The sequence below is a fragment of the Streptacidiphilus sp. ASG 303 genome, from assembly GCF_020991365.1.
GTDB lineage: Bacteria > Actinomycetota > Actinomycetes > Streptomycetales > Streptomycetaceae > Peterkaempfera.
On sequence record NZ_JAJLRA010000143.1, the window covers coordinates 1 to 297 of the forward strand.

Sequence of the window (297 nt, forward strand, 5' to 3'; positions counted from 1 at the left end):
GAGGCCGATGCCCTTGTCGTGGATCTCCACCAGCACCCGCGCGTCCGGCAGCCGGGTCGCGTTGACCTGCACCTTGGTCTGCGGGCTGGAGACGGTGGTGGCGTTCTCCAGCAGCTCGGCGAGCAGGTGGACGAGGTCGGTCACGGCGGGGCCGACGACCTCGGTCTCCGGGATGCCCGAGAGCTCGATGCGCTCGTACGGCTCCACCTCGGAGGCCGCGGCGCGCAGCACGTCGACGAGCGGGACGGGCTGGTTCCAGCGGCGGCCCGGCTCCTCGCCCGCGAGGACGAGGAGGTT

General features: G+C 72.7%; 1 protein-coding gene. It reads right to left on the reverse strand.

Annotated elements, in window-relative coordinates:
* On the reverse strand, positions 1 to 297 hold a 297-nt coding region (locus tag LO771_RS30280), incomplete at both ends, for an ATP-binding protein (protein WP_230748366.1).